This window comes from Hydrogenophaga sp. Root209, assembly GCF_001428625.1.
Classification (GTDB): Bacteria; Pseudomonadota; Gammaproteobacteria; order Burkholderiales; family Burkholderiaceae_C; genus Hydrogenophaga.
The window spans coordinates 140,311-158,812 of record NZ_LMIE01000006.1 but is presented as its reverse complement, the minus strand read 5'-3'; the positions used below and the strand labels follow the sequence as shown (position 1 = coordinate 158,812).

At 65.4% G+C, this 18,502-nt stretch carries 16 protein-coding genes and 1 pseudogene; 5 read left to right on the top strand and 12 right to left on the bottom strand.

All coding sequences use genetic code 11. The features are described 5' to 3' along the window. Positions 1 to 148 precede the first annotated feature (148 nt). From ASE11_RS07295 to ASE11_RS25735, 4 genes are read left to right on the top strand one after another with little or no spacing between them, the layout of a single operon-like run. Complete coding sequence (locus tag ASE11_RS07295; RefSeq protein ID WP_162258031.1) at positions 149 to 1,057, top strand: ABC transporter substrate-binding protein; 909 nt, start codon at positions 149 to 151, stop codon at positions 1,055 to 1,057. Further along, positions 1,057 to 3,702: a sensor histidine kinase gene (locus ASE11_RS07290; protein WP_056268707.1), complete on the top strand. Its 2,646-nt coding sequence runs from the start codon at positions 1,057 to 1,059 to the stop codon at positions 3,700 to 3,702. The genes ASE11_RS07295 and ASE11_RS07290 overlap by 1 nt, the downstream gene beginning before the upstream one ends. Then, entirely contained in the window at positions 3,699 to 4,127 is a 429-nt protein-coding gene (locus tag ASE11_RS07285; protein ID WP_056268705.1) for a response regulator, read from the top strand. Before ASE11_RS07290 ends, ASE11_RS07285 begins: the two co-directional genes overlap by 4 nt. 14 nt (positions 4,128 to 4,141) lie before the next feature. Further along, positions 4,142 to 4,594, top strand: a complete 453-nt coding sequence (locus ASE11_RS25735) for a universal stress protein (RefSeq protein WP_056268702.1) — start codon at positions 4,142 to 4,144, stop codon at positions 4,592 to 4,594. 59 nt (positions 4,595 to 4,653) lie between these two features. Here the strand turns inward: ASE11_RS25735 and ASE11_RS26870 are convergent. From ASE11_RS26870 to ASE11_RS07230, 10 genes and pseudogenes are all read right to left on the bottom strand, one after another. Next, a pseudogene (locus ASE11_RS26870) lies at positions 4,654 to 4,752 on the bottom strand (helix-turn-helix domain-containing protein); the annotation flags it as partial. Between the two features lie 144 nt (positions 4,753 to 4,896). After that, positions 4,897 to 6,384 (bottom strand): ATP-binding protein, encoded by a 1,488-nt coding sequence (locus ASE11_RS07275; protein ID WP_056268700.1) that lies wholly within the window; start codon positions 6,382 to 6,384, stop codon positions 4,897 to 4,899. Then, the gene (locus ASE11_RS07270) at positions 6,381 to 7,409 is read right to left on the bottom strand and encodes a sensor histidine kinase (RefSeq protein WP_056268698.1); all 1,029 of its coding nucleotides are present in this window, start codon (positions 7,407 to 7,409) and stop codon (positions 6,381 to 6,383) included. Before ASE11_RS07270 ends, ASE11_RS07275 begins: the two co-directional genes overlap by 4 nt. A 137-nt stretch (positions 7,410 to 7,546) precedes the next feature. After that, on the bottom strand, positions 7,547 to 9,127 hold the full coding sequence (locus ASE11_RS07265) for a PAS domain-containing methyl-accepting chemotaxis protein (protein WP_056268695.1): 1,581 nt from the start codon (positions 9,125 to 9,127) through the stop codon (positions 7,547 to 7,549). A 208-nt stretch (positions 9,128 to 9,335) separates the two neighbouring features. Beyond that, the gene (locus ASE11_RS07260) at positions 9,336 to 10,721 is read right to left on the bottom strand and encodes a hypothetical protein (RefSeq protein ID WP_056268693.1); all 1,386 of its coding nucleotides are present in this window, start codon (positions 10,719 to 10,721) and stop codon (positions 9,336 to 9,338) included. Between the two features lie 30 nt (positions 10,722 to 10,751). After that, the gene (locus tag ASE11_RS07255; protein WP_056268691.1) at positions 10,752 to 12,137 is read right to left on the bottom strand and encodes a hypothetical protein; all 1,386 of its coding nucleotides are present in this window, start codon (positions 12,135 to 12,137) and stop codon (positions 10,752 to 10,754) included. A 119-nt stretch (positions 12,138 to 12,256) separates the two neighbouring features. After that, positions 12,257 to 12,949: a hypothetical protein gene (locus ASE11_RS07250; protein WP_156406259.1), complete on the bottom strand. Its 693-nt coding sequence runs from the start codon at positions 12,947 to 12,949 to the stop codon at positions 12,257 to 12,259. After that, positions 12,880 to 13,305, bottom strand: a complete 426-nt coding sequence (locus tag ASE11_RS07245) for a hypothetical protein (RefSeq protein WP_056268686.1) — start codon at positions 13,303 to 13,305, stop codon at positions 12,880 to 12,882. Before ASE11_RS07245 ends, ASE11_RS07250 begins: the two co-directional genes overlap by 70 nt. Positions 13,306 to 13,470: 165 nt before the next feature. Further along, entirely contained in the window at positions 13,471 to 14,850 is a 1,380-nt protein-coding gene (locus ASE11_RS07235) for a hypothetical protein (RefSeq protein ID WP_056268682.1), read from the bottom strand. 135 nt (positions 14,851 to 14,985) lie between these two features. Continuing rightward, a complete protein-coding gene (locus ASE11_RS07230) occupies positions 14,986 to 15,861 on the bottom strand; it encodes a YihY/virulence factor BrkB family protein (protein ID WP_056268680.1) in 876 nt (291 codons plus the stop codon). Positions 15,862 to 16,057: 196 nt separating this feature from the next. Here ASE11_RS07230 and ASE11_RS07225 point away from each other — a divergent pair, with 196 nt between their 5' ends. After that, a complete protein-coding gene (locus tag ASE11_RS07225) occupies positions 16,058 to 16,756 on the top strand; it encodes a hypothetical protein (protein WP_056268677.1) in 699 nt (232 codons plus the stop codon). Positions 16,757 to 16,778: 22 nt separating this feature from the next. On the opposite strand, the gene ASE11_RS07220 is transcribed toward ASE11_RS07225, so the two are convergent. Together ASE11_RS07220 and ASE11_RS07215 are read right to left on the bottom strand one after the other, a co-directional pair. Beyond that, entirely contained in the window at positions 16,779 to 17,369 is a 591-nt protein-coding gene (locus ASE11_RS07220) for an Hpt domain-containing protein (RefSeq protein ID WP_056268676.1), read from the bottom strand. Positions 17,370 to 17,400: 31 nt separating this feature from the next. Then, positions 17,401 to 18,492 (bottom strand): protein-glutamate methylesterase/protein-glutamine glutaminase, encoded by a 1,092-nt coding sequence (locus tag ASE11_RS07215; RefSeq protein WP_056268674.1) that lies wholly within the window; start codon positions 18,490 to 18,492, stop codon positions 17,401 to 17,403. Positions 18,493 to 18,502: the final 10 nt, after the last annotated feature.

Here is an 18,502-nt window from a genome sequence, read left to right as displayed (position 1 = left end):
ACAACACGTTCCTATGACACATGGCGCAAGCCCACCGATGGCCGGCGAACAGGGGAGAGGTGATCTGCGAAGCGGATGGCGAGGCCGTGCGTGGCGCTGTGCCGCTGCCGTGGTGGTGTTGGCGCTGGCCGCCTGTGGGGACCCGGTCATGCCGCCGCTCACCGTGGGCATGAATCCCTGGGTAGGTTACGACCCGCTGGTGCTCGCGCGCGACCGCGGCCTGGCCGACCCGCGCCGGCTGCGCGTGGTGGAGCTGCCGTCCGGATCGGAGACGCTGCGCCACTTGCGCAACGGTCTGCTCGATGCAGCCACGCTCACGCTCGACGAAGTCTTGCGGCTCGCCGACAGCGGCGTGGAGGTGCGCATCGTGGCCATGCTCGATGCGTCCAACGGTGGCGATGTCGTGATGGTCGCACCGCGCATCGGCTCGCTGGCGCAACTCAAGGGCGAGTTCATCGCGGTGGAAGACTCGGCCGTGGGGTCCTTGCTGCTGCACCGCATGTTGAAGAAGGCGGGTCTGAGCCGGGCCGACGTGAAGGTGGTCAACCTGGAGGTGACGGAGCACCTGGGGGCCTTGCGCAACGCCCGGGTCGGCGCGGCCGTGACCTACGAGCCCCTGGCCGGCGCCATGGGGCAAGCCGGCTACCGGCGCATCTTTGACAGCAGCGAGATGCCCGGCGAAATCCTGGACGTGCTGGTGGTGCGCAAGGACGTGCTGAAGCAACGCCCCGCCGACGTCGATGCACTGCTGGGGGCCTGGTACGCCGGCCTGCACGTGTTCCAGCTCGACACGCCCGGCGCTGCCGAGTCGCTGGCCCAAGGCACCGATCTCTCACCGTCGGACTACCTGGCGGTGCTGGGCGGTTTGCTTTTTTATTCCCGGGAGGCGTCCGAGCGCGAACTCTCGGGCAACCCGCCAGCGCTGGCGGCGCAGGCACAGAACGTGGTGGACACACTGACCGAGGTCGGACTGCTGCGCCAGCCACCGCGTTGGGACCAACTGATCGATGGTGCACCCATGCGCCGCTTTCAGGCCAGCAGGCAGGCCTCGCAGTGATGAGGCTGTCGTCCCGCCTGGCCCTGCCGGGTCGCTGGCTCATGCCCTTGATGCTGGTGTTGTTTGCGCTCACGGCGTCCACCATCAACTACGTCGTGCAGGCGCGCCAGGTGGGCGCGCAGGTGCTGGATCAGGAGACCCGGCGGCTGCGCGAGCGCCTGAGTGTGGAGCAGAGCCGCCTGAGCGTTCAGTCGGGCATGGACAACCAGGTCCTGGTGCGCCGGCTGGTGGGCGGCATGGGGCTCTACAGCGGTATGCAGCACACCTGGCTGCTGCAGCCCAACGGTCTGGTGCAGGCTTCGCTGGTGCGCTCCGACATCGGGCAACCGTTCGGCGAACTGCTGCGGCGGCGCGCCGACCTCGCCGGCGTGAGTGGCGTGGTGTTCAACGGGCCATCGGAGGTGGCCATCACCGTGGTTCACCTGGCGGCCACGCGGCAACTGGTGGGTGTGGTGCCGTTCACCACGGGTCGGCGCCTGATCGCGGTGGTCGATCTGGGCCTGCCCCAGGCCATGCGGTTTGCCGGCATGCAGCAGGAAGCCCTGCGCGAAGGCCTGTTGTTGCTGGGCCTGACCATCCTGCTGGCGCTGGTGGTGCATCTGGTGTGGTTTCGCCGGGCCCGGCGCCTGGCCCTGGCCCTCAAGCGCATGGGCGAAGGGGAGTTACAGGCCCGCGCCGGGCTGCAGGGGCACGACGAACTGGCCATGATCGGCAGCGAAGCCGACCGCATGGCCGAGCGCTTGCTGAGCGGGCAGACACGGCTGCGGCACCTGGTCGATCTGGTCGACCGTTCGCCCGTGGTGGTGGTCGAGTGGCGCGACGAGCCCGGTTGGCCCATGAGTTATGTCAGCCAGTCGGTGGCGCAGTGGGGCTACCAGCCCGGGGAGCTGTTGCACGGCGAATTGACCTACGCGCAGCTCATCCACCCGCAAGACATCGAACGCGTGACGATCGAGGCCGCCCGCTACTTCAAGGATGGGCCAGACGAACACCGCCAGGAATACCGGCTGCGCTGCGCCGACGGAGGCTGGGTCTGGGTTGACGACCGCACCACACTGACCCGTGACGAGCACGGCGTCATCACCGACATCAGCGGGATCCTGCTCGACATCACGGTGCAGAAAGAAGCCCAGCTCGCGCAGCAGGAGCAGGCCGAGTTCCTGCGCCTGTTCTACGAACTGCCCTTCATCGGCATGGCGATCTCCGCACCCGGCTCCACGCGTTGGCTGCAGGTCAACAGCCAGCTGTGCGTGATCCTGGGTTATTCGCGCGAAGAGCTCACGCGCATGACCTGGGCCGAAATGACACCCCAGCCCGATCTGGACCAGAACCTGGCCTTGCGCGACCAGATGCTGGCCAACCGCACCGACAACTACTCGATGCGCAAGCGCTTCGTGCGCAAGAACGGCAGCTTCGTGCACACCGAGATCGACGTGCGCGCGGTGCGCCACCCCGACGGCACGCTCAAGCACCTGTTCGCCACCATCAAGGACATCACCGAGCGGCTGCAGGCCGAAGCGGCCATCGGCAAGCAGAGGGACCTGCTGGAACTGGCCGAGTCCATGGCCGGGCTGGGCAGCTGGGTATACGACACCCAAAGTCAGAGCGTCTGGTGGTCGCGCCAGATGTACCGCGGCATCGGGCGCGACGAAGCACTGGGTCCACCGCCCGATCTGGTGGCCTATCTCGACTGCATCCACCCCGACGATCGCGCGCTGGCCGATCGTTTCATGCGCTCGGTCCCCGGCAGCGAGGAGATGATCACCGCCGAGTTTCGCCGCCATCCCGACCTGGGTGCGTTGCGCTGGTTCCGGGGCAGCGTGCAGAGCAAGCCCACCGCTACCGGGCACCACACCTACAGCGGCACCCTGCTCGACATCACGCAGCTCAAACTGGCCCAGGCCACGCTGGAGCAGAGCAATGCCGCGCTGGAGCAACGCGTGACTGAACGCACCGCCCAGCTGCGAGGCCTCAACGAGGAACTGGAGGCCTTCTCGTACACCGTCTCGCACGATCTCAAGGCCCCTTTGCGGGGGATCGACGGCTACAGCCAGTTGCTCGAAGAGGAGCACGGCGCTCAGCTCAACGAAGAGGGGCGCCAGTTCCTGGTTCGCATCCGCCGCGGCGTGCTGCAGATGGGCGACCTGATCTCCGGCCTGCTGGACTACTCGCGCATGGAGCGGCGCACCATGGAACATCAGCGGGTGGATGTGCCGGCCCTGGTGACGCAGGTGATCGAAGGCCATGCCGCCGACATCGAGAGCACCGATGTGCGGCTGAGCCTGAACCTGGAGCCCATGGTGCTGAAGCTTGATCGGGAAGGCATGGCGGTGGTGCTGCGCAACCTCGTGGGCAATGCCATCAAGTTCAGCCGCACCAGGGACCAGCCTGTGGTCGAGATTGGCGCCCGCACCGAGGGCGCGCATCGTATCCTCTGGGTGCGTGACAACGGGGTGGGCTTCGACATGAAATACCACGACCGCATCTTCGGCATCTTTCAGCGTTTGCAACGCGCCGAGGACTACCAGGGCACCGGCCTGGGCCTGGCGCTGGTGGCCAAAGCCGTGCAACGCATGGGCGGTCGCGTCTGGGCCGAGAGCCAGCCGGGACAGGGCGCCACTTTCTTTTTGGAGTTTCCGTCATGAGCAAGCCTGCCTCCCTGCCGCCCATCCTGCTGGTCGAGGACAACCCGATGGACCTCGACCTCACGCTGCGCGCCTTCAACAAGAAGAAGTTCTCCAACACGATCCAGATCGCGCGAGATGGGGAAGAGGCGCTGGCTTTCATGGCGCGCTGGGAAGCGGGCGAGCCCGTGCCGGCGGTCATACTGCTCGACATCAACCTGCCCAAGGTCAATGGTCTGGAGGTGCTGCAGAAACTCAAGGCTCACCCCGAGTTTCGGCGCATCCCGGTGGTGGTGCTCACCTCGTCGCGAGAGAACTCCGATCTCAAGACCGCCTACGATCTGGGCGTGAATTCCTATATCGAGAAGCCGGTGAGTTTCAGCAAGTTCATTGAAGTCGCCGAGCACATCGAACTCTACTGGTGCCTGCTCAACGAGCGGGTCTAACCCTGGAAACATCCATGATCAAGTACCTCATTCCCGTCGATGGCTCTGCCCAGTCCATGCACGCCGCCTACCATGCCATGCGCCTGGTCAGCTCGGGTCTGAAAGCCCGTTTCGTGGTGGCCAACGTGCAGGAAGCGCCCAACCTCTACGAACTCGTGGTGGCGCACGATCCCGACGTGCTGCACGAGGTGAGCGACGCCGCCGGGCACGATCTGGTCCGTCCTGCTGTGGCGCTGCTCACTTCTGCCAGCCAGCTGGTGGAGGAAGTGGTGGCCAGCGGTGACCCGGCCCACGCGCTGGCCGAGCTGGTGGAGAGCCACGAGTGCGACGCGGTGATCATGAGCGCCCACGGCAGCGGCGAGAGCGAGCGTGGCCTGGGTTCGGTGGCGCAACACATGGTGCAGAACTGCCTCGTGCCGGTCACCATCGTGCGGCCAGCGCCCACCGAAGCGTCAGAAGCGTCCTGAACGGGCGGCGGATTCAACCGGTCGACGCAATGCCGTACGTACCCCGAGAGCAGCGCTTCCTTGCCGGGAAAGTAGTCGTACAGCGTGCCGACCGCAATGCCGGTTTCCAGCGCCACGGCGCGCGTGGTCACGTCCTCCCAGCCCTGCGCGTTCCAAATCCGAACAACGGGGCCATCGCTTTTTGCATGCGCAGGCGGTGATCGCGGACCTGCATGCGGGCAAGGTCGATCCCCAAGAGGCGCATGTGGTGCAGCTGGGAGATCGATTGGCCGAGTGACGATCTGCGCTCGGCCAGCGGAAGGTCAGGCCTGCAGGGTGAAGCAAAAGGTCGAGCCTTCGCCGGGCACCGAGGTGGCCCAGACGCGGCCGCCGTGGCGTGAAACGATGCGCTTGACGATGCTCAGGCCAATGCCCGAACCGCTGAACTCGGTCTGGTTGTGCAGTCGGTTGAACGGGGCGAACAGCCGTTCGGCGAACTTCATGTCGAAGCCACAGCCTTCGTCCCTCACGAAGAAGACCGTGCCCTCCTCATTCACGAAGCTGTCCACCAGGATGCGGGTGGTGTCCTTCTTCGCGCTGTACTTCCAGGCGTTGCGCATCAGGTTGTCGATCACGCAGCGCAGCAGGGTGTCATCCGCGAGCGCCTTCATGCCTGGGGCCACCGTGATCACGGCCCGCCGGCCCGGCTCGGAGGCCATGAGCGCTTCGCCCGATTCGCTGGCGATCTGGCTGATGTCGACCTCGGTGAGGTTCATCGCCGAGCGCGACAGGCGCGACATTTCCAGCAAGGCATCGATCAGGTCGCTCATGCGCGACGCCGAAGACCCCATGGTCTGCAGCAGCTTGGTGCCCTGGTCGCCCAGCCCGATGGCGTAGTCTTCGATCATCACCGTGCTCAGCCCCGCGATGGCCCGGATGGGCGCGCGCAGGTCGTGGGCGGCCGAGTAGGTGAAGGTCTCCAGTTCGCGCAGGCTTTGCTGCAGTTCGCTGGTGCGTTCGCTCACCTGTTGTTCCAGGCGTTCGTTGAGCTCGCTCAGGTGGATTTCGGCCAGCTTGCGATCGGTGATGTTCTGCACGATGCCGCTCAAGCGGTGGCCCGGCAACGGGCTGGCGTCGATCTTGAGCCAGCGGTCGTCCTGCCCTGCGTGCAGCACCCGAAATTCCTGGCTGAATTTGTGCAGCGGCGTGTGGGACCCGTCCATGCGGACGGCGAAGGCCGGGCGATCGGCCTCGTCCACATTGGACAGGAACTCGGCGAATGTGAGGGCGCGGTCCTGCGGTTGGCCAAGAAGAAGGGCCGAGTTGGGCGACAGGCGCAGGTGGTCGGCGTCGCAGTCGAACTCCAAGGTGCCCATCTGGGCTGCATCCAGCGCCTGCTGAAGCAACTGCTGACTCTCGGCCAGGGCCTTCTCTGCCGAATGACGCTCCAGTGCCATCTGGATGGTGGCGTGCAGTTCGCGCTCCGAGAACGGCTTGATGAGGTAGCCATAGGGCCGTGTCTGGCGCGCGCGCTCCAGCGTGGAATCTTCCGAATAGGCGGTGAGGTAGATCACCGGCACCGGGTGCGTTTCGTTGATGCGCCCGGCCACATCGATGCCGTCCATGGAGCCCTCGATGTGGATGTCCATGAGGATCAGATCGGGGCGGGATTTCGACACCAGCGCCAGGGTCTCGTTGCCCGAGACGGCCACGGCGGGCACGTGGTAGCCCATGTGCGAGAGGCGCTGCTGCAGGTTGAAGGCGACGATGCCTTCGTCTTCGACGATCAGGATGTGTGCAGAGGGTTTCATGCTTTGTCGCCCATGCGGAATTTCAAGGTGAACCGGGTGGGGTTGTCGCGCTGGACATGCAGCTCTCCGTGCAGTTGACGGGTGAGCAGGTGCACCAGTTGCAGGCCGAGCGAATCGGACTTGTCCAGGTCCATGTCGGGCGGGATGCCTTGGCCGTCGTCGCTGATCGAGAGCTCCACCGCCTGCTCATCGTTCTGGCGGATCTCCACCAGCACGGTGCCGCTCTGGTCGTGGGGAAAACCGTGCTTGAGCGCATTGCTCACCAGCTCGTTGACGATCAGCCCGCACGGGATGGCTTCGTTGATCGGCAGCTTGACGTCGGTGGAGCGGATGTCGATGTGCACCTGCCTCGAACGGGCGCCATACGACTCGGTGAGCCGCGGCAGGAGTTCGCCCAGAAACCGCTGGAAGTCCACCTGCGCGAAGTTCTGCGACTGGTAGAGCGTCTGGTGAATGAGCGACATGGAGCGGATGCGGTTCTGGCTGTCGCGCAGCACCTCCACCAGGTCGCTGTCGACCATCTTGAGGGCCTGCAGGTCCAGCAGGCTGTGGATGACTTGCAGGTTGTTCTTCACCCGGTGGTGCACTTCCTTGAGCAGCAGGTCCTTTTGCTGCAGCGCGTCCTGGATGCGCTTCTCGCTGAGCTTGCGCTCGCTCAGGTCCAGGATCACCGAAAGGATCATCGGCCCCTCGCCGGTCTCCACGGGGTTGATGCCGATTTCCACCGGGAATTCGCTGCCATCCTTGCGCAATCCGCTGAGGTCGCGACCGGCGCCCATGGGTCGGGCGCTGGGCTCGGCCAGGAAGCCACCCCGGTAGCCTGGGTGTTTGTGGCGATAGCGCTCGGGAACCAGCACCTCGACCTTCTGCCCGATCAGCTCCTCGCTGGCGTAGCCGAAGGTGGTTTCCGCCAGCTCGTTGAGCCGGATGATGCGGCCCTCCCCGTTGACCACGATCATGGCCACGGGAATGCGGTTGAACGCCTGTCCCAGATACTCGTCCAGCGCAATGCGTTGGGCTGTCATCGGTGCCTCCCTCCTCCGATACGGGAACCTTGCTTGCGGAAGGTTCTACCTCGCCTTATTGGATACGGGGCAGTGTACGCCAGCGCACCTTGGAAATGGTGTCGCCCGTGGTGCGGCGATGCCGGGCGAAAGGGACGTCAGGCGGCCTGTTTGCGGTTGTCCAGCCGGAAGATCTTCACCGCCTCGCTCATCACCCGGGCCTGTGCCTGCAGTGAGCTGGCCGCTGCCGAGAGTTCCTCGACCATGGCCGAGTTCTGCTGGGTGACCGAGTCGAGCTGGCCCACCGCCTGGTTGATCTGCGCCAGGCCCATCGACTGTTCGTGCGTGGCGCTGGTGATCTCGGCGATCAGGCCATTGACCTGCTCCACCGAGCCGACCACGTTGGCCATGGTCTGTCCGGCGCTGTGCACCAGCTGGCTGCCGTGCATGACCTTGGCCGCCGATTCGTCGATCAGCACCTTGATCTCCTTGGCGGCGGTCAGCGTGCGCTGCGCCAGGTTGCGCACCTCGCCGGCGACCACCGCAAAGCCGCGACCTTGTTCACCCGCGCGTGCCGCTTCCACCGCCGCATTGAGGGCCAGGATGTTGGTCTGGAAGGCGATGCCGTCGATCACGCCGATGATCTCGCCGATGCGACGCGACGATTTGCTGATGTCGTCCATGGTGGTGACCACCTCGGCCATGGCGGTGTTGCCCTCCCGGGCCACCGTGGCCGAGCGCTGTGAGAGCACCGAGGCTTCGCGAGACGAGTTGGCGCTCTGCTGCACCGTGCTGGTGAGCTGTTCCATCGAGGCGGCTGTTTCTTCCAGGCTGCTCGCCTGCGATTCGGTGCGCGAAGACAGGTCGGAGTTGCCGGCAGCGATCTCGTTGGACGCCACCTGAACCCCTTCGACCTCGTGGCGCACATCGGACACCACGGCCTGAAGGTTCACATTGAGCTGGTTGAGCGCGCGCGCGAGCTGGCCGAACTCGCCGCTGCTCGCACCGTTGAAACGTGCCGAAAGATCGCCCGCGGCCATCTGGTTGGCGAAGCCGACCGACTGCATGAGTGGCCGAAGGATCTGGGCACGCAGGCTGAGGGCGGCCAGCGCTGCGATCACCAGCAGGCCCGCAGCGGCGGCCAACTGCGCGCCCGTGCCGTGGGCGGCGCTGTATTGGCCGACGACCACACCGATGCCGGCCAGCCCCACCGATGTGAAACCGATGCGCTTGCCCAGCGTGAGCTGTGCCATGCGTTGCAACCGGCCGACCAGGCCGGTGCGGACCACACGGCCGTGGTGCAAGGCCAGACTCGGGCTGCCTGCGGCGTGCTCGCTGCGCATGCGCGTGTACAGCACCTCGGCTTCCCGTATCTGCTCGCGCGTGGGCTTGGTTCGCACCGACATGTAGCCCACCGCCTGGCCGTTCACCATCACGGGCGTGGCATTGGCCACCACCCAGTAGTGGTCGCCGTTCTTGCGCCGGTTTTTCACCAGCGCCGACCACGGCGAGCCGCTGGCCATGGTGGCCCACATGTCTCTGAACGCCTCGGAGGGCATGTCGGGGTGGCGCACCAGGTTGTGCGGTTGCCCGATGAGTTCCTCGCGCTCGAAGCCACTGACCGCCACGAAGGCCGGGTTGCAGTAGGTGATGCGGCTTTGCAGATCGGTGGTGGAGACGAGGGTCACGCCCTCGGGGATGACGAATTCCTGGTGGGTGACGGGCAGGTTGGTGCGCATGGGATATCTCGAATGGATGGGCCTGTCGGAACGGAGCACCAAGGACAAGGGTGTTCGAGGCCGTACCTACAGTATCGGCACGCCGGCCGATAGGTGAAGGCCCGAGTACAGCGGCAATGACCTTGCATTACCGATTCATGCGTTCGGCGACCGGGCGGTCGTGTTTCGCCTGCTGCCGGCTGAAACGCCAGAGCATCCCCGCCAGTTCTCATTGCGCGTAACCGGGAGGCAGGAAATTCAACCGGCTGCGCATACGGGCGTACTCGATGACCTGTCGCTTGTCGTCGGGCAGCAAGTTCAACTGGGGGTGTTGCAGCAGCGCATCGAGCAGTTCCCGACAGCGTGGCCGGTCGTTGGTCCTGATGTAGATCAGCGCGGCTTCCTTCAGGCCGGCACTGCGCAGTTTCACCGCGCTCTGGTGGGTGGACTTGCAGATCAGGGCCATCAGGGGACCGCTGCAGGCGCGTTCGGCTGGCGTGGATGCGAGGGGCCCGGCCACCAGGGTCTTGAGATCCTTGGGCAGCGCGATCAGGCTCAGGAACGCCTCGGCCGCGCCCAGCACGAAGTCTTGCGTGAACCACCAGCGCTGGCGCTGGTTCCGGCGAGCGGCGGGTGGCACCTGGTCGTTGAAAGCTTCCAGCGGCCCCAGTGCGATCAGCGAGTGGTTGATGTTCAGGCTGGCATTGAACTGGTCCTGAACCGCTTGTGCGCACATCTGGATGCCGGGCACCTCCAGCGACTCCAGCGTGGTGTTGGTCGCCAGGCACTGGCTCAGGCATTGCAGGAAGTGCTGGTTGAACGCGTCGTTGTGCGCATCCATCACATGCAGGGTCAGGCGCTTCAGGGGGGTCTGGTCGTTCCGGAGCAGGTTCAGCAACAAGGCCGGGTCCTGCTGGGGCTGGTACGCAGGATCGCCCGGCGCCGCGGGCGCGGTGTGGCACATCAGGTACAGGAGGTTGATCCTCGGGTTGTGCACGAGCAGCTGGGTGATCACGGCGAAATTGAGCGGCTCTTCCCGTTTGACCAGCCGCAGGATTTCAAGCCCGCTCCAGCTGGGCAGGGCGCTCAGCATCTGGTCCATCGGCGCTGCGGCGCCCTGCACCACGGTCTCGATCCATTCGAGCGTGTGGATGGTCGTGGCGTGCAGGGGAAACTGCACCTGCGCGTCGGCAAAGCTGCAGTTCATGAAGGTCAACGAGGTGAGGGTGCAGGTCGGGTCGGACAGCACGGTTTGAAGCAAGGCGCAGCAGGCTGGCGACAGCATGGCCACTTGCACCGTGAGCGAGGTGATGCAGGGCACTTGGTCGATGTTCTGCAACAGGTACTCGAGCATGCCGTCGGGCAGGGCAACCGTGGCTTCCAGGATGTCGCTGTTGCGCAGTGTCACCGCGTTGCGCTGCGTCACCCAGATGAGTTCGAGCATCAGCGCAGGCTCGTTGGCCTGGATGAGTTGGCTCATCAGCCCTTCATAAAAAGGCTTGTGTGTGTTGTCGAGGAAGGCCACCACATCCGGATCGTTCAGCAACTCGTGGTGGTGCAGGATGAGCGAGCGGCGCTTGGGGTTGGCGACGATGGAGGCGTTGGAGCGTTTCATGCGAGTTTCCGGTGGTTCAAGCAGGGCTTCTCAGTGCGCGTAGCCGGGCGGCAGGAAGTCCAGCCGGTTGTAATGCTTGGCGTACTCCACCAACTCCTGCTTGTCCGCGGGCAGCAAATCCATCTTGTGCCGCACCAGTGCGCCGAGCAGCAGCCGGCAGCGGGTGGAGTCGTTGCTGTGGATGTAGGTCTTCGCGGCTTCCCTCAGGCCCGCGCTGCGCATGTTCACCGCGCTCTCGTGGGTGGACTGGCAGATCAGGCTCATCACGGCGCCGCCCAGCGCGCTCTCGGCCGGCGTGGGCGCAAGGTATTGAGCCATCTGTTTGCCGATCTCTGCGGGCACTTCGAACAGGCGCAAAAAAGCCTCTGCTGCGCCCAGCACGAATCCGGATGTGAACCAGTAGCGCTGTTGATCGTTTCTGCGCACAGGCGGCGGCATCTGATGGCCGAACGGACCCAGCGGCCACAGCGAAATCAGCCCGTGGTTGTTGTCCAGGCTGGTGCGAAACTGCATCACAGCCGCCGGCGTGCACATCCGGATGCCCGGCACCCGCAGCGACTCCAGCGTGACGTTGCTCATCAGGCACTGGCCCAGGCGCTGGATGAAGTGCTGGTTGAAGGCGGCGTTGCTCCCATCCCGCACGTCCACCTCCAGCTTCGTCAGGCGGACCTGGTTGTTCATCAGCGAATCCAGCAGCAGGGCCAGGTCCTGCTGGGGTTGATAGGCGGGATCGCCTGGAGGCAGGGGCGCAATTTCGCACTCCACCGACAGGTCGATGACATTCGGGTTGTGCACGAGCATCTGGGTGATCGTGGCGAAGTTGAGCTGGCTGTCCTGCACGAAAAGGCTCACGCTTTTGAGCTGGTGCCAGCCGGGCAGCGCAGACAGCATCTGGTCCATCGGCGACAGGGCACCGGGCATGGCGAGGTTCTGATACCAATGGAGCGACTGGACCGTGGCCGCCTGGAGAGGAAACTGGACGTGCGCATCAGCAAAGCTGCAATCCAGGAATCTGAGTGCGGTGAGCGTGCAGGCCGGGTCGGCCAGCACCGTTTGCATCAGCGTGCACGAGGTCGTTGAGAGCACCGCCCGCTGAACGATGAACAGATGGACACAAGGTATCTGGTCCATGTGCTGCAGCAGGTAATCCAGCAGGCCGTCGGGCAGAGGGACCGCCTGGTAACGCTCGTTGAACATGCACAGCGACAAGGTGTTGCTCTGTGTCGTCCAGACGAGTTCGATCAGCAGTTCCGGCTCGTTGGCATTGATGAGTTTTTTCACCAGTGTGCCGAACATGGGCGCGGCCGTGTTGTCAAGAAAGGCCACCACCTCCGGATCGTTCAGCAGAGCGTGGTTGTGCCTGATCAGCGAGCGGCGGTTGGGCGTGGCAACAATGACGGCGTTGGAGCGTTTCATGGGTTTCCCTGGATTTGGAGTTGTTGGACGTGGCTGGGCCAGTGGCGTGGTTCTGCCACTGACCGATCGCGCTCGCGCGCGGCCACCGCAGCCTTCGATGGGTGGGAGAGAGCTGCTGTTCAGTAGCCCTGCGGCAGGAAGTTCAGGCGGTTGAAGTTTTTGGCGTATGCAACGACCACCTGCTTGTCCTCGGGCAACAGATTGACGTGGTGCTGCAGCAGTGTGTTGAGCAGGTCCAGGCAGCTGACCTGGTTGTTGGTGCGCATGTGGTCCAGGATGGCTTCGCGAAGGCATTCGCTGCGCAGCTTCACCGCGCCCTGGTAGGTGGACTTGCAGACCAGGCTCATCGCCGCGCCGCCCACTGCGCGCTCGGCCGACGTGGGGGCGTAGTACTGGGCCAGCCGTTTCCCCAGCTCTGCGGGCACGGCGAGCGAGCGCAGGTAGCCCTCGACCGCACCCTGCACGAACTCTGGCGAGAACCAGTAGCGCTGACGCTGGTTTCTGCGCACGGGTGCCGGCATCTGATTGCCAAAAGGCCCCAGCGGCGTCAACGAGAGCAGTTCGTGGTTGAAGCTCAGATTGGAGGTCAACTGCAGCAGATCCTCCTGCATGTACATCCGGATGCCGGGCACACACAGCGATTCCAGCGTGGTGTTGTTCATCAGACAACGGCTCAGACTGTCGATGAAGTGCTGGTTGAAGGCGAGGTTGTTGCCATCGCGAACATCAAAGAACAGATGCGTCATACGCAGCTGGTTGTTTCCGAGCAGATCCAGCAGCAGGGCCGGGTCCTTCTGGGGCTTGTAGTCCATCTGGTCAGGCGCTGCGGGGGCAATGTGACCTGTTGCACGCTGAGCTTGTTGAGGCAGGGCACTTCATCGATGTGCTGCAGCAAGTAGTCCAGGAAGCCGTCGTGCAGAGGGGCCACGTGGTTCGCCGCATCGACCACGCACACTGAGACGTCTCTGGCCTGGGTCATCCAGATGAGCTCGATCAGCAGGGCGGGCTCATTGGCCTGGACGAGCTTGTACGACAGTGAGCTGAACCTCGGCGGGGCGGTGTTGTCGAGGAAGGCCACCACCTCCGCATCGTTGAGCAGGGGCAGGTGATGCTGGATGAGCGAGCGGCGGTTGGGCGCGGCCGCGATGACGGCATTGGAGCGTTTCATGAAAGTCCTTGTTGGAATGGAGTTGCTTGGAGTGGCCGGGCCGGTGGCGAGGTTCCGCGGCTGGGCGCTCGCGCCCGAGGTGGGCACCGCAGTTCGCGGCCGGTTTGCGGTGGCGGGCGCAGGCTCCTGGACCGGTCGCTGGTGCAGGCTCTGCGGCCCCAGTGCTCAGAGCGCGTAGCCGTGCGGCAGGAAGTCCTGGCGGTTGCGGCTGTTGGCGTACTCGACGACCACACGTTTGTCCTCGGGCAACAAATCCACTTTGTTGCGCACCAGCGCATGGAGCAGTTCCAGGCAGTGATCCCGGTCGTTGGTGCGGATGTAGATCAGCAGCGCTTCGCGCAGACCTGTACTGCGCAGCTTCACCGCGCCCTGGTGGGTGGATTTGCAGACCAGGGCCATCAGGGCGCCGCAGTAGATGCGCTCAAGCGGAGTGGACGCCAGGTGGTTGCCCACCTTCGGCCCGAGTTCCGACGGCAATTCGATCAAGCGCACAAAAGCTTCGGCCGCACCCAGCACGAAGTCCTGCGTGAACCAGTGGCGCTGGCGATCATTTCTGCGCAAGGGAGGCGGAACCTTGTCGTTGAAGGGCTCCAGCGGCGCCAGATAGAGCAGGGAGTGGTTGGCGTTCAGGCTGGTGTTGAACTGCGCCAGATCCGCGTGGGTGCTCATCCCGATGCCTGGTGCGTAGAGCGATTCCAGTGTGGTGTTGGTCATCAGGCACTGGCTCAGGTGCTGCAGAAAATGGCGGTTGAACGCCGGGTTGCGCGCATCGCGCACATAGATTTCCAGCTTCACCAGCGGGATCTGGTTGTTCTCGAGCAGGTTGAACAGCAAGGCCGGGTCTTGCTGGGGCTGGTAGGCGGCATCGCCAGGCGCGGTGGGCGCGGTGTCACACATCAGGTGCAGGTGCGTGACCTTCGGGTTGTGCGTGAGCATCTGGGTGATCGTGGCGAAATTGAGCAGACCTTCCCGCATGATCAGGCTCGTGCTTTCCAGGTGGTCCCAGCCGGCCAGTGCGGACAGCATCTGGTCCATCGGCGACACAGCGCCGGGCAGGCGAGTGTTCTCATGCCAATGCAGCGTGCGGATGGTCGGCGCCCGCAGGGGAAACTGCACATGCGGATCGACGAAATGGCAGTCCTCGAAGGTCAGGGCGGTGAGTGCACAAGCCGGGCTGGCCAGCGCGTTCTGCATCAGGGTGCAGCAGGCTGTCGAGAGCGCTGCCCCCTGCACCGTGAGCATGGTCAGGCCGCTCGCCCGATCGATGTGCTCGAGCAGGTACTCGAGCAGTCCCTCGGGCAGGGCCATCGTTTCAAACCGGTCGTTGAGCCATTGCAGGTGGAACATGCTGCACTGGCTCACCGCGATGTATTCGAGCAGCAAAGCTGGCTCGTTGGCCTGGATCAGCTTTTCTCCCAGCCCGCCAAAGATGCGCACCGGGCCGCCGTCCAGGAAGGCCACCACCTCCGGGTCGTTGAGCAAGGGATTGTGGTGCAGGGTGAGCGCACGGCGGTTGGTGGCGGCTGAGGTGTTGGAGCGTTTCATGGGGCAATCTGTGTGGATGAAGACCGCATGAGTGGCTTGGCAGGCAAAGTGGTGCCGCGGCTGGGCGATTGCGCCCAGGGTGGGCGCCTGGGTGTCGGCCCGATCGAGGGGTTTTGCACCCCCCGGCGATTGAAACTAGGGTGTCAACGGAGCTGGGGGCTCCCACCCTTTGAGCGAGCCATGCCGGTGCGCGTACACGCTGGTGAACTCCGCCCCGAGCAAAAACACCTGCGCCGAGTAGTACACCCACAACAGCAGCACCACGATGGACGCCGCCGCGCCAAACACCGAGGCCACGCCGCTGCGCCCGATGTACTGGCCGATGAGCTCCTTGCCCACGGTGAACAGCAGCGCGGTGATGGCTGCGCCCATCCACACGTCGCGCCAGGCAACGGGCACACGCGGCATCCACTTGTAGATCATGGCAAACACGGTGGTGACGAACAGGTAGCTCAGCCCGAAGTTGATCGCGTCGGCGATGAGCGCCAGCTCACCGAGCCACGGCGCCCACCATTTGCCCAGTGCTGCCATGGCCGCGCTCAGCACGAGGGAGACCATGAGCAGGAAGCCGATGCCCAGCACCATGGTGGTGGAGAGCAGGCGCACGCGCAGGAATCGCAACGCGCCACCGCCCTCGGGGTGGGGTGGCGCGCGCCAGATGCGGTCCATCGCGTCCTGCAGTTCGGCAAACACGGTGGTCGCGCCCGCCACCACCACTGCCACGCCCACCAGCGTGCCCCACACGCCCGCTCGTGGGCGGTTCAGACCTTGCAACAGCGAGTCCACCGCCACCGCGCTGTCGGTGCCCACCAGCTGGGTCAGCTGGGCCAGGATCTCGCCACGCGCCGCCGGTTCGCCAAACAGCAGGTCGGCCACCGAGATCACGATCAGCAGCAACGGAGCGATGGAGAACAGCGTGTAGAACGCGAGGGCTGCGCCCATGCTGGGCGCGTAGTCGTCCAGCCAGGCGTTCACGGTGTCGCGCAGCAGGTCCCAGGTGGTGTTCAGCATGGTGCGGGGCGGTGGGTGAAGTTCATCCGCAGCATTCTGGTGGCCGATCGAGCCAGGAGATGTTCGCTGGCGCACGGTCGCTCGGGTGGGTTCTGAAATATTCCGGAAAGAAGCCTCAAGTCCGCCTCCAGACCGCCGATAGAGAACCAAGAACACCGGGCATGTTTGCGCTCGGTGGCCACGCGAAGGGTCCGCCATGATCAACATTTCCACCACCAGCCCCGTGTCCTGGTCGACGCCGCCGTCCACCGCCGTGGCGCCGGTCGCGGCCACACCGGCGATCAAGCCCGTGCAGTCCGGGGGGCGTGAGGCGCAGGCCGATGTGGAGCCCCGACGCGAAGCCCGCCGGCCGATGGCCAGGGGGGATGACGAGCCCGGCTCGGCCACTCCCTTGCTGCCCCGGCCCGCCGCGACCGATGCTCCCGGCCAGGCCGCGGCCCAGGCCCAGCAGCAAGTCGTCGCGCAGCGCGCGGAGCAGGCGCTGAAAAAGGCCGAAGCCGACAAGGCGATCCACAGCAGGGCCATGGACCGGTTGCAGGAAGTGCTCTCCAACATGTGGGCGGCCAGTGCCGCGGTGGTCGAGCAGGCGCTGGGTGTCGAACCGAAGGGTGAGGCGCTGCCCGGCAACCAGAGCGACACCGCCCCCGACCTCTCGGCCGTGGCCGCCTCCACCCTGTCACGCCGCCCGTTGCCCCGGTCGCCGGGCGCTGAGCCCGACACAGAGGCTGCGCCCCAGGGCATGCCCTGGCCGGTGCTGCCGGCCGTCACCGAAGAGGCGGTTGCGCTGGACACGCCGCCCGAGGTGCCCGGTGGTGAGGTGATTGCCTACGACGAACACGGCAACAACAGCCTGGCGCCGCTGGAAGCCGGCACCATCATCAGCGAGCGGGTCTGACGGACAAGGAGGCTGTGGCGCCTCAAACGGTCAGGGCTGGCGAATACCGCCGCAGGGCCTGCTGCGTTCGGGTCATGTCGACCAGCAGCTGGTTGCCCAGCTCACGGCGCAACACGGGGTTGTCCTCCTGGGCCAGGCGTTCGATCTGGGCCGACGTGCGCACCAGTGCCCGAAAGCCGAGCAAGTTCGCCGACCCCTTGAGCTTGCGCGCGTGGTGGGCAATCTGCGCCGCATCACCGACTGCCAGGGACGCGACCAGCACATGCACGCCGCCTTCGGGCGGGTCAAACAAGGTGCCCAACAATTCGTCCATGGTGGCGGGTGGCATCATCGAGACGACCTCGCTGTACGAAGCCGCGTCGATCAGGCCGGTCGCGCTGGCCGTCGGTGCCTGGGGCGGGTGCGCGGCGTCGGCGGGTTCAAGTTCTTGCAGCGGGGTGTGGAACGCGCTCTTGTCCAGATCGACGGCTTCAGCTGGATCCCTGGCCACTGTGAGTTCGTGGAGAGTGCGTTGAAGATCGTCGATGTGACCCGCCTGGCGACGCAAGAGGAACACCAGCCACATCACGAGAACCGACACCGCGATCAGCAGCGCGACAGTGGGTTGGTGCACGGGAGATTCCTCGTCCGGTTCGGGTCGGTCGTCAGATGCGGTGCCGCACACCAGCCGGCGCGCTGGCCAGGCGGGCGAGCACGGCCGCTGCGATCTGCGACAGCGGCAGCACCTCGTGTGCTGCCCCGTACTGAATGGCCATGCGGGGCATGCCGAAGACGACGCAGCTGGCTTCGTCCTGCACGTAGTTGTAGCTGCCTGCGTCCTTCATCTCGCGCATGGCCTGCGCACCGTCGGCACCCATGCCGGTGAGCATGATGCCCAGCGCGTTGGGGCCGAGCACGCGCGCGGCCGACTTGAACAGCACCTCCACCGAAGGGCGGTGGCGGTTGACGGGTTCGGTGTCTTCCACCACGGCCACGTAGTTGGAGCCGCTGCGGTCGATGCGCAGGTGGTGGCCACCGGGGGCGATGTAGGCATGGCCGGGCAGGATGCGCTGCCCGTGCTGGGCCTCCTGCACGCGGATGCGGCACAGCGTGTTGAGCCGGTTGGCAAAACTGGTGGTGAAGCCCGGCGGCATGTGCTGGGTGATCACGATCGCTGGCGCATCGGCCGGCATGGGCATGAGCACCTCGCGGATGGCTTCGGTGCCACCGGTGGAGGCGCCAATGCAGATGATCTTTTCGGTCGACACGCGCGGCAGCGCGGCGCGCGGCGGCTCGGCAGCGCCGCTGCCGGCGGGGGCCGCGCCGGCGCCGGGCGCGGGCGGCAGGCGCTTGACGTGGGCGCTCGCCGCCACGCGGATCTTGTCCACGATGTCGCCGGCCAGCTCCTGCAGACCACTGCTCACGCCGATGCGCGGCTTGGCAACGAAGTCCACGGCGCCCATCTCCAGTGCGCGCAGCGTGGTCTCGGCGCCCTGTTCGGTCAGGGTGGAGACCATCACCACCGGCATCGGCCGCAGGCGCATCAGTCGCGAGAGGAATTCCAGCCCGTCCATGCGCGGCATCTCCACGTCCAGCGTGATCACGTCGGGGTTGAGTTCACGGATCATCTCGCGCGCCACCAGCGGATCGGCCGCGGCGCCCACGCAGGTCATGTCGGCCTGGCGGTTGATGATTTCGGTGAGCAGGCTGCGCACCAGGGCGGAATCGTCCACCACAACCACTCGGATTTTTGCCATGTCTTGTTCT